The sequence below is a fragment of the Rhizobium sp. PEPV16 genome (genome assembly GCF_008919455.1).
GTDB classification, from domain to species: Bacteria; Pseudomonadota; Alphaproteobacteria; order Rhizobiales; family Rhizobiaceae; genus Rhizobium; species Rhizobium leguminosarum_Q.
Genome location: NZ_VSZV01000343.1, coordinates 50,981 through 60,251 on the forward strand (window position 1 = coordinate 50,981; position 9,271 = coordinate 60,251).

At 56.2% G+C, this 9,271-nt stretch carries 12 protein-coding genes and 2 pseudogenes; 4 read left to right on the forward strand and 10 right to left on the reverse strand.

What is annotated here, in order from left to right:
• Positions 1-648, forward strand: a 648-nt coding sequence (locus tag FY112_RS27315) for an OB-fold nucleic acid binding domain-containing protein (RefSeq protein WP_348642751.1), incomplete at its 5' end; no start/stop codon positions are given.
• Positions 649-749: 101 nt separating this feature from the next.
• Here the strand turns inward: FY112_RS27315 and FY112_RS27320 are convergent.
• The 7 genes and pseudogenes from FY112_RS27320 to FY112_RS27345 all read right to left on the reverse strand — a co-directional run.
• Positions 750-1,016, reverse strand: a pseudogene (locus FY112_RS27320) (GMC oxidoreductase); the annotation flags it as partial.
• A gap of 17 nt (positions 1,017-1,033) precedes the next feature.
• Positions 1,034-1,183: a hypothetical protein gene (locus tag FY112_RS27325; protein ID WP_246700759.1), complete on the reverse strand. Its 150-nt coding sequence runs from the start codon at positions 1,181-1,183 to the stop codon at positions 1,034-1,036.
• A gap of 211 nt (positions 1,184-1,394) precedes the next feature.
• Entirely contained in the window at positions 1,395-1,544 is a 150-nt protein-coding gene (locus tag FY112_RS36950) for a hypothetical protein (protein WP_017957033.1), read from the reverse strand.
• A gap of 52 nt (positions 1,545-1,596) precedes the next feature.
• Entirely contained in the window at positions 1,597-1,941 is a 345-nt protein-coding gene (locus tag FY112_RS27330) for a hypothetical protein (RefSeq protein ID WP_017957032.1), read from the reverse strand.
• Positions 1,942-2,067: 126 nt separating this feature from the next.
• On the reverse strand, positions 2,068-2,469 hold the full coding sequence (locus tag FY112_RS27335; protein ID WP_017957031.1) for a RidA family protein: 402 nt from the start codon (positions 2,467-2,469) through the stop codon (positions 2,068-2,070).
• Between the two features lie 127 nt (positions 2,470-2,596).
• Entirely contained in the window at positions 2,597-3,337 is a 741-nt protein-coding gene (locus FY112_RS27340; protein WP_017957030.1) for an SDR family oxidoreductase, read from the reverse strand.
• A gap of 264 nt (positions 3,338-3,601) precedes the next feature.
• Positions 3,602-4,459, reverse strand: a complete 858-nt coding sequence (locus FY112_RS27345; RefSeq protein WP_151519713.1) for an alpha/beta hydrolase — start codon at positions 4,457-4,459, stop codon at positions 3,602-3,604.
• A 132-nt stretch (positions 4,460-4,591) separates the two neighbouring features.
• Between FY112_RS27345 and FY112_RS27350 the strand changes: the two genes are divergently transcribed.
• Together FY112_RS27350 and FY112_RS27355 are read left to right on the forward strand one after the other, a co-directional pair.
• Positions 4,592-5,143, forward strand: a complete 552-nt coding sequence (locus tag FY112_RS27350; RefSeq protein WP_113544319.1) for a TetR/AcrR family transcriptional regulator — start codon at positions 4,592-4,594, stop codon at positions 5,141-5,143.
• Between the two features lie 149 nt (positions 5,144-5,292).
• Entirely contained in the window at positions 5,293-6,102 is an 810-nt protein-coding gene (locus FY112_RS27355) for a carbon-nitrogen hydrolase family protein (protein ID WP_151519714.1), read from the forward strand.
• 125 nt (positions 6,103-6,227) lie between these two features.
• Here FY112_RS27355 and FY112_RS27360 read toward each other — a convergent pair.
• From FY112_RS27360 to FY112_RS27370, 3 genes and pseudogenes are all read right to left on the reverse strand, one after another.
• Positions 6,228-6,454: pseudogene (locus FY112_RS27360) on the reverse strand (MFS transporter); the annotation flags it as partial.
• A 154-nt stretch (positions 6,455-6,608) separates the two neighbouring features.
• Positions 6,609-7,118, reverse strand: coding sequence for a nuclear transport factor 2 family protein (locus FY112_RS27365; protein ID WP_246700760.1), 510 nt, complete (start codon positions 7,116-7,118; stop codon positions 6,609-6,611).
• A 40-nt stretch (positions 7,119-7,158) separates the two neighbouring features.
• Positions 7,159-8,637: an aldehyde dehydrogenase family protein gene (locus FY112_RS27370; protein WP_245502850.1), complete on the reverse strand. Its 1,479-nt coding sequence runs from the start codon at positions 8,635-8,637 to the stop codon at positions 7,159-7,161.
• A 500-nt stretch (positions 8,638-9,137) separates the two neighbouring features.
• On the opposite strand from FY112_RS27370, the gene FY112_RS27375 reads away from it, so the two are divergent.
• A partial coding sequence (locus tag FY112_RS27375; protein WP_151519735.1) for a LysR family transcriptional regulator occupies positions 9,138-9,271 on the forward strand: 134 nt, incomplete at its 3' end.

The following is a 9,271-nucleotide window of genomic DNA, read 5'->3' on the forward strand; positions in this document are numbered from 1 at the left end:
CTGCCGCTGTTTGCCGCGGCTGCCGAACGGGAGAGGGCTGCAATCGCCGAGCAGCAGGAGCCAGAGGTCGCTCTTCGGCAGATGACGGGCGGGCATAACGTCATCGAGGATTACAGTCATACCGGGCTGACATTGCGGCAGCATCCGATCGCCTTCCTGCGCAAGGATTTATCAGTGCGCAACATCATCACCTGTGCCGAGGCGATGAATTCGAGGGACGGGCAATGGGTCTACACCGCCGGCCTTGTCCTGGTGCGGCAAAAGCCTGGATCGGCCAAGGGCGTCATGTTCATTACCATTGAGGACGAGACCGGGCCGGCCAATCTCGTCGTCTGGCCGACGCTGTTTGAAAACCGCCGGCGGGTCGTTCTCGGGTCCTCGATGATGGCGATCAATGGCCGGATCCAGCGGGAAGGGGAGGTGGTGCATCTTGTCGCCCAGCAGCTGTTCGACCTCTCAGGCGACCTTATCGGCCTTGCCGATCGGGATGAGGAGTTCAAGCTGCCGGCCGGCCGTGGCGATGAGTTCGCCAGGAGCGGTGGGCCTGATCCACGGGACAAACCGAAGCCGGTTATAGCCGTGCGCGACATGTTCGTGCCTGACCTTCATATCGATACGCTGAAGGTGAAGAGCAGGAATTTTCACTAAGAAATCCAGCTGGATTTCTGTCCCAAATAAGGCCGTCGGCGGTTCGATTCCACTCAAGACCTGGTGTAATCGGGAAGTTGCTTATCTGCGTTAGAGCCTTTTTAAGAGGAATACTCTTCTCCATCAACGAGATGACGGCAGGCGCAAAGGGTCAGGGCCATGACGGTGAGGGTGGTGCCGGCAACTCCACTGCCGGGGAAGGCGCTGGCGTCGGTGACGATGAGGTTAGGCGCGTCCCAAACTTGTTGTAGCGATTGAGCACTGATGGATATCTCCGGAGTCTCTCCCATCCGCGCGCCGCCCGTCTCGTGGATGGCAGCGCCCATGCACATGGTCTTGCGGTACCATGTCCGAAACATGAAGCGGGTGGAGCCTGGGTCAGCTCTCAGTGCAATTCACCAATGAGGTCGCCTCCCTCAATGGAAATAGCCTCGACGGCAATGAGCACATTGCCCGGCCCGCAGGCAGGATCCGGCATATAGACAGATTCAAGAACGGCCGGAACACCAGGGTTGCCATAGACTGCAGCCTTCATCTGTTCTTCCTTTTCCGTAACTGCACGGGCTAACTGTCATTCACCGATGAACCCAACTTGCAGCGCTCAGCCCAATCTGCTGAATTCCACTGATAAGGGATTGCCCAGCGATTGCGGGGCCGGATCGCGGTCGTCCCGCCCGTGCTACCGGGCGCCATTTGCATTGCTAGAAGGCAAGACGCCTGTAAACGCTTCAGTCCTTCGATAGTTGCTATAGCGGCTGAGCTTCCCGCTTGAAGAAATAATGAAAGACGAAATGCGCTGGTGAAACGACCGCAACTAATTCCCACCCGGCGTCACCAAGTTCGTTCATCTGCTGGTTATCGAGTGTCTTGTCGACTGTCAGGTATTCCCATTTCATGATGGACCTCGTTTATTGCTGTGACCGATTGCCTGGGACAGGAAAGTGCTTTTCAGGGCACCGCGGTCTGTGCTGTGTGGCTCTTCCAATAGGTGTCAATGATGTTGCGACAGTTCCGAATGACATGTTCGCCAACCTCCGGGTTTCCTCCCCGCAGCGTATCCGGATTGCCTCCGCAAAGGCGCACGAATGTTGCCTGCTGAACCGCGAACATGAAGTAGCCTTCACTGGTCGGTTCAAATTCCAAACCAGCGTCTTGCACGTTCCTCGTGACTTCGGCTGTCGCATCGGAGATGGCGCGCGACACCTTCTCAAGCATCGTCTGTTCGGCCGCTTGCTGGATGGCTAGGAAGGAGCGCTCCTGCGGTGTGGGAATGGGGCAACTGTCGGTGTTCATTACATTCTCCTTGGGAGGCCGAGATTCTGATCGCATTAAGGCGGTCACAGGCTTTGGCCATGGGTCGGTCGTTGCTAAAACGCGACTAGCCTTTGCATCGTAATGCAGCCGTGGTAGGCGCCAGAGTCATTCCAGGATGGCAGTGACACGGATCTCAATTCGCATGGCGGGGAGCCCAAGGGCTTCCACACCGGTCTGCGTCCAGATCGGAGCTCGATCGGGCATGTACTCACGGAAAAGACCGGCAATCGTTTCGTTCACGATCGGTGGAAAGCCTCCGACGTGATAAGAGTTGACATGGACGACATCCTTCCAGTCCGCGCCAGCCGTGGCCAAGGTTCGCCGGACATTCTCAAATGCTCTCTCGATCTCGGTCACGATTGACTCCGGAATTTCGAGTTCATCGTTCCATCCGCCCTGGCCGGAGATCTCGATGCGATCACCAATCTTGAGCGCTTGTGAAAAGTGCAAAAGCTCATGGAATTTCTGCCCGAACCCGGGCGTGACGAAAAGTTCAGGCTTTGCCATTGTGGTCTCCTATTGTGAGGAAGGTATAAGCATGGAGATGGCGCCCACCGAAATGGTGTGTTGCCGGTTAGTCCGGGCGATCGAAAAGGTGGGCACCATCGCTCCATCAGAATCTTGCACGAGCAAGTCAGGCGATTGCACCGCCGTCTGCGGTGAGAATAGCGCCCGTGATGACACTCGCGGCCGGGCTTGCGAGAAATACCACAGCGTTGGCAATCTCCCGCGGTTCGCCGTAGCGTCCCAAGGACGTCAAGCTTTTCTGCAAGTCTGCAGCCGGGCCGTCCGCCGGGTTGCTTTCAGTATCGGTTGCTCCGGGTTGCACGAGATTGACGGTGATACCACTTGGACCAAGTTCACGCGAAAGACCGCGTGTGAAGGATGTGAGTGCTGCCTTGGACATTGCATAGGGTGTTATGCCGGGAAACGGTACCCGCTCGCCCAGAGCCGAGCCGATTGTGACGATGCGGCCGCCTTTGCCGAGATGCGGGATGACGGCTTTCGCGAACAGGACCGGAGCTCGTACATTGACATCCATCAAGGTCTGATACGCTGAGACATCCAGGTCGACGATCATGCCGTTGTGGCCAATCGCGGCGCTGTTCACAAGGATATCCAGCCCCCCCAAAGCGGAGACGGCCTCGCTTACTGAGCTAGCAATTGCCTCGGGGTCGGCGCTGTCCGCTTGGATTGCAGCCACGCGACGCCCCATCTTTTCGATCGCTTCCGTTACCTTCGAGGCCTTTTCGGCGGAGCGTTGGTAGGTGAACGCGACATCCGCGCCGTTTTCTGCCAGCGCCAATGCGATCGCAGCACCAATGCCTCGCGACCCGCCAGTTACCAGTGCACGTTTGCCTTCAAGATTGATCATGTATCTGTTCCTTTCCACCAGTATAGGTTGATGTGTTTCAAGTTATTTGCGAAGGACACCGTCGGATCCAACCGAACAAGCGAACACTATTTCGCGGGGATTGCTGGCATCCTGTAGGTGCCAGACGTGCAAAACTCCGTTGCTTGAACAGGAACACTTGGAATAGGTCGTAAAACCCGTACCTGTCTTCCCCGTGAAGCTTCGCGATTGTCCGCTTTTCAGTGGCCACTTGGGCCAAGCCCGACGACGACAGTCGTATCGAGCTTAGACATGTCTGATCAGGAAGCTCCGGATGAACTGAGCGATCTCATCTGCATGTGTTTCCAAGGCAAAATGGCCGGTATCGAGCAGATGGACCTCCGCGGTGGGCAGGTCACGCTTATAGGCCTCAGCACCCGCGGGTACGAATGCTGGATCATGTCTGCCCCAGATCGCCAGGAACGGTGGCTGGTGATCCCGAAAATACGCCTGAAACTCCGGATACCGGTCAATGTTTGTTCTGTAGTCGAGGATTAGATCCAGTTGAATGTCTTCAGCACCCGGCCGCGACATGAACGCGATATCAAGTTGATAACCATCGGGTGAAAGACGCTCCTTTGATGTCCCGGTGCGGTATTGCCAGTTCTCGATCACCCCAGGAGACAGAGATGCCCGACATGCCTCTCTGTTTTGAGCGGAGGGGTCACGCCAATAGGCCTCCCACGCAGTCCATGCATCACTGAACCCTTCGATGTAGGCGTTGCCATTCTGGCTGATGATGCCGGAGATTCGGTCCGGATTGGCCGTCGCCATCCTGAACCCGATCGGTGCACCATAGTCGAAAACGTAAAGTGCATAGCGGCTGAGGCCGAGTGCCTCTGTGAAGCCCGTCATGACAGCGGCGAGTTTATCGAATGTGTAAGGGAATTCTCCACGTTCAGGTGAACTCGTTCGACCGAACCCGGGAAGGTCTGGTGCGATGACGCGGTATCGATCTGCCAACAGCGGGATCAGATCACGGAACATATGGCTGGATGACGGAAAACCGTGGAGCAGAAGAATGACTGGCGCTTCCTTTGAACCGGCCTCTCTGTAGAAAACCTCGACGTCTTGTACCTTTTGCGTTTTGTAGCTTACGGCCATTTTAGAACTCCTTCTCAAAGGATTCGACAAACCAACAGTCGCGAATGAAGGTAAAATACGACCGAACGGTCGGTTGTCAACCCCTTAGATTTCCTGTATCAAATGCGGAGAACCCTGGCTCGGAGAAGACGTATGAAAGTCATGAGAGAAACGATCGTATCGACTGCGAGGGAGTTGTTTCGATCAAAAGGTTATGCAGGCGCGTCGATGAATGACCTCGCGGATGCCGTGGGCCTGAAGAAATCATCGCTGTACGTCCGCTTCCCCAATAAGGAAGCTCTCGTTCCGGCGGTACTTGATCTCACTTTGCAAGAGACATTCGGTCAAAGAGACTCAGCCTCCGGGCAATGGGATGATGAATTCGTCGAGGTCATCGAATTTATCGCGACCACTCTCACTGATCGCGGCAGATGCGTAGGTCTGCATCTAGCCTACGGCACAAGTGACGAGACCCCGATTGCGAAGCATGCCGTTCGAGCATTTTTTCAAGCGCATCGCGATCATCTGTCGAGCATCCTGTCCCGCGCCATGCCTGTCGATGTAGCTCGAGACATTGCGACAGACACGTTAGCCCGTTTGGAAGGTGCCACGGCTTTTGTTGCGATATTCGGGGAGAAGGATGCCATGAAAAGGGCCGTTCGCCTTTCCATTGCTGAAGCCCAAAAGGCGGCCGCCGCGAATTAACTTTCTAGCCCATCCTAAGCAATGCCAGTCACGGTGATCCGCTACCTCATTGAGAATACCGGGCCGTCCAGCGAGAAGCTCATGGCAGCCCAGGAACTCTGACCTGCTACGCCAAGCACTAATCTCAATCTCTTGAGTTGGAGGAAATAATGCCTGTTTGTGCTTACGTCGAGATGACGGATGGCTTGCAGCCGCATGGAGCGGCGTGGGACCAATTTGCCCAGGCTCTTGCCAAGCGCCGGCCCGATATACTGGTGATGAATGAGATGCCCTTCGGCCAGTGGCTGGCTCGAAAGGAGGATTTCGCCATGGAGGACGCACGGCAAAGTGTTGAGATCCACGAAGCTGGAACTGCTGCTCTCGCCGCACTGAACATTCCGGCTGTTATAACAAGTCGCCCAATGCTGCTCGCCGACCGCCTTGCCAATGAGGCGATCGTCATCGAGAACGGCGAAGTTCGCCCCCTGCATACGAAGACCTACCTTCCGCAGGAGCCTGGTTGGTCCGAGGTGTCCTGGTTCAGTCGAGGCGATGGGCGCTTCAACATCCAGAATATTTGCGGGCTAGGTGTAGGCGTCCTTTTGTGTACCGAACTCATGTTCAACGAACATGCCAGACAATACGGCCGATGCGGAGCCGATTTGATTGCCGTTCCTCGGGCGACCGGTTCTGCCCACGAAAGCTGGATAACTGCCGGCAAGATGGCCTCAATCGTCTCTGGGAGTTACGTCGTCAGTTCGAACAGGGTCGGGCATTCTACGGATGGTCCACGCTTCGGCGGAGGCGGCTTCGCCATCACCCCCGGGGGCGATCTGGCTGGGCGGACAGAAACCAGTTCTTCCATCATGCTAATGGACATCGATGCGCAGGTTTCTGCCCGACAGCGGCAGGAATATCCCTGTTACGTGGACGAACTGCGTGACCCTGGCGGCATCGGGGTCCCTGATATCGATATTTAATTGTCAAAAAACCAGTCACTGTAGTTCTCTGCAGGACTGCCACTACGTTGCACTGCCGTATTGCCGGTCCTCCCGCTCTTAGGAGGACCTTGATCCTGCCTGTTCCTGCCAAAGACGGCTTCGTATCAGGCTTTGCCCGGCCTGTTGATCGCCAGGAAATGGCGAACAACAGGCCTGTCGGACCCGAGTGGTAGGCAAGTACCTTGGCCTGGAGGTCGGCATCGGCCTGCGAAACCCGTTTGTGCTGGCGCAGGTGCTTCGCCCAGGACTCGACCATGAACCATTCGACCATCTTTTGCGGATCGGCAGAAACCTAGGTCACGCCGCAGCCATAGGCGCCATCGCTCCTGCGAGAGGTGAGCAAGCGCATGCAGGATCAGGATTGTTTTTTCGGCGTTGTTTTGCCGAAAACTGACCGAAGTTTCGTTCAGTTCGCCTGGCGATTACTTGCTGCCCGAAACCTATTACATCAAGTTAGTGATCGTTGCCGCGAGGCAGACTTACATTCAGACAGTGATTTCGGACCCGTCTGGGTTCGCTTTGATGGAATACTCGCCGCCGTTTCTGAAACTGCGGACCGTTGCGAAAGTATCTTCCATAAACTGCACATAAGACAGCTTGCCGTTCTCACCGCGCGCCAGAACCGAAAAGGGCGACGTCACCGTATTGCCCAAAACGTTTGATGTGTAGGTGAACGTGCCGAAGATCGCTGCTCCGTTCTTATTTTCGAAGCTGTCCTGAATTTCGAAGGTGTCTGTCGTCCAGTAACGGCCGACATCGATAAAAGTCTGAACCAGCCCTTCGGTACCTTCGTTGGTACCGGCCCAAGGCATAATCCGCTTCAGCTCCGCGTGCTCATAGTTCAGCGAAACATAAATGAAATCGTCCGTCGTGAATTGTTTTACGAAATCCAGGTCAGTCGGGTTCGACAGGATCGACTGCAATACCCCCAACGGTGACGTCGGGGATGCAGGCTCGGCATTAGACAACTTCTTAGTGTTCGCATTGATAGACATCGTATATTCCTCCTTCTAAGTGACTTTGGGAATTGAGGTGTCAGCGTTGCGCCAAGCCCGGCTTGAGCGCGATGTGCTTGTGTTCGATGAAATCGTCCAGCGCGGCCAGACCGTTCAAGCGGCCAACGCCAGACTGCTTGAATCCGCCCTCCTCGGTACCGTCGTAGACCTTCGCCCAGTCATTGATCCACACCGAGCCCGCTTCGAGCGCCTGCGCGACGCGCAAGGATCGATCTACATCGCGTGTCCAGATGCTGGCTGACAGTCCGTACTCATTGTCGTTGGCAAGACGGATCGCTTCCGCCTCGTCAGAGAACCGCTGAATCGTCAGCACTGGGCCAAAAGTCTCCTCCTGTACGATAGCAAGACTGTTGTCGGAGACTTCCAGAAGGGCCGGGCGGAAGAAAGCGCCGTTTGCAAGGGGACCCACATTGATGGGTCCGCCCCGCTCGACGACCTTCGCGCCGGCTGCGATAGCGGCCTCGACCACACCATCGACCCGCGCAACGTTAGCGCGGTCGATCAGCGGGCCCATATCGCTGGAGGGGTCGGCGGCGGGGCCAACCTTGACCTTGCGCAATCTCTCCGCCAAGCCGTTGCGCACGGCCTCATATTTTCCATCCTGCACGAGCAAGCGGGACCCCGTCATGCAGAACTGACCGCTGAAGACAGTCAGCGCCTTTTGCAGTACCGGCAAGGCGGCATCAAGGTCTGCATCGTCAAAGACGATCATCGGCGTCTTGCCGCCGAGCTCCATTCCGAAACGTTTGAGGTACCTCGCGCCGGCGCTGCTAATGGCTCGGCCGGTACGGGTAGATCCGGTGAAACTGACGACCGGAACCTCCGGCGAGTCCACGAGATAGGCGGAGCCCTCAGGACCGCTTTCGAAAAACAGATTGATCACGCCATTCGGAAGATCCTCTGCTTCCGCCATAATCTCGGCCATGACGCTTGCCGTCTGTGCGACTTGTGCCGGGAGTTTGATGACGGTGGTGCAACCAGCAGCGAGCGCTGGGGCGAGTGATCGGATCGTCAGAATAACCGGAGAGTTCCAAGGTGCAATGACCGCCGCGACTCCCATCGGTTGCCGAAGGATCACGGAGATGCTCCCGGGCTTTGGTGTCAATGCCCGTCCACCTTCGACCAGGGCAGTGGCTGCCGAGTAGCGGAGTTTGCTCGCAACCATGTCCAGCTCGAATGCAGCTTCAGCCTTTACCTTGCCGTTCTCCAACGACAGAATTTCGAGTAGTCTGTCGCGATTGCGTTCGAAGGCGCACGCTAGTTGGTCGAGCACACGAGCCCGTAATTCATGATCATGCGCCCACATTGTTTCGCGAAAGGCTTTAGAGGCTGCTGCCACCGCAAATTTCGCTGCCTCAAGGCCGTAGTCGGGGTAGTGGCCGATTACGTTATAAGTCGCTGGGTCTATTGACTGTTTCAACTGACCTTCTTGGCATTGAGATCCGCTGATCCAATTGAAGGCTTTGCGGCTCGGTATGTTGTCGAGGGGCATCGTCATATCTGTGGATCCTTCCACTTTCGAGTATCCGTCCGGAAAGGACGAGGCTAGAGCCGGTTACGTGATTGCCACTGCACCATTACCTGTTCGATTTTGCCGACAATTGTCCTGACTGCGGGTTGGCTAACGTTGGTGACAATTGGCACAACCATGAGCGTTGCGCCCAGTACTCGCAGCGGCATTGGCCAATCCTGCATGCAGTCGCCTACAATCCAAACAATCAGAAGGACGCTTGGGTAGACGGCGAGCCACACCATCGCAGTCGTTTTCAGGCGTTCGAATATTACCTGCCGCAATCTTGTCATTGCTTGCTTGATCCTTTACCCGGCGCGTTGAATGATCAACGACGGGGGACACGTGCATGAGTGTGAGACATGATTACTTCCTCCCAATGCTTAGCTCGACGTTCTAGTAGCGGTCTGCGCGAACAGTTGCTGTTGATATTGGAGAATCGCGGCTGTTGACGGAATGGGGGTCTTCGTCGCATCATACCGGACATAATGTCTTCAATCGTCTCAATAGAATCCCTTAGCGGCCTCGTCGCGTTTTCAGTCGCCGTCGAAACCGGAAGTTTTGCGGCTGCGGGAAGGAAGCTTGGTCTGTCTGCATCGGCCGTGGGAAAGGCGGTGGAGCG

Excerpts from the sequence above, each read along its gene's own strand:
- FY112_RS27345 (WP_151519713.1), bottom strand. The coding sequence starts at position 4,459 with ATGGCCGTAAGCTACAAAACGCAAAAGGTACAAGACGTCGAGGTTTTC.
- FY112_RS27350 (WP_113544319.1), top strand. The coding sequence starts at position 4,592 with ATGAAAGTCATGAGAGAAACGATCGTATCGACTGCGAGGGAGTTGTTT.
- FY112_RS27340 (WP_017957030.1), bottom strand. The coding sequence starts at position 3,337 with ATGATCAATCTTGAAGGCAAACGTGCACTGGTAACTGGCGGGTCGCGA.
- FY112_RS36950 (WP_017957033.1), bottom strand. The coding sequence starts at position 1,544 with ATGAAATGGGAATACCTGACAGTCGACAAGACACTCGATAACCAGCAG.
- FY112_RS27325 (WP_246700759.1), bottom strand. The coding sequence starts at position 1,183 with ATGAAGGCTGCAGTCTATGGCAACCCTGGTGTTCCGGCCGTTCTTGAA.
- FY112_RS27370 (WP_245502850.1), bottom strand. The coding sequence starts at position 8,637 with ATGACGATGCCCCTCGACAACATACCGAGCCGCAAAGCCTTCAATTGG.
- FY112_RS27335 (WP_017957031.1), bottom strand. The coding sequence starts at position 2,469 with ATGGCAAAGCCTGAACTTTTCGTCACGCCCGGGTTCGGGCAGAAATTC.
- FY112_RS27365 (WP_246700760.1), bottom strand. The coding sequence starts at position 7,118 with ATGTCTATCAATGCGAACACTAAGAAGTTGTCTAATGCCGAGCCTGCA.
- FY112_RS27355 (WP_151519714.1), top strand. The coding sequence starts at position 5,293 with ATGCCTGTTTGTGCTTACGTCGAGATGACGGATGGCTTGCAGCCGCAT.
- FY112_RS27330 (WP_017957032.1), bottom strand. The coding sequence starts at position 1,941 with ATGAACACCGACAGTTGCCCCATTCCCACACCGCAGGAGCGCTCCTTC.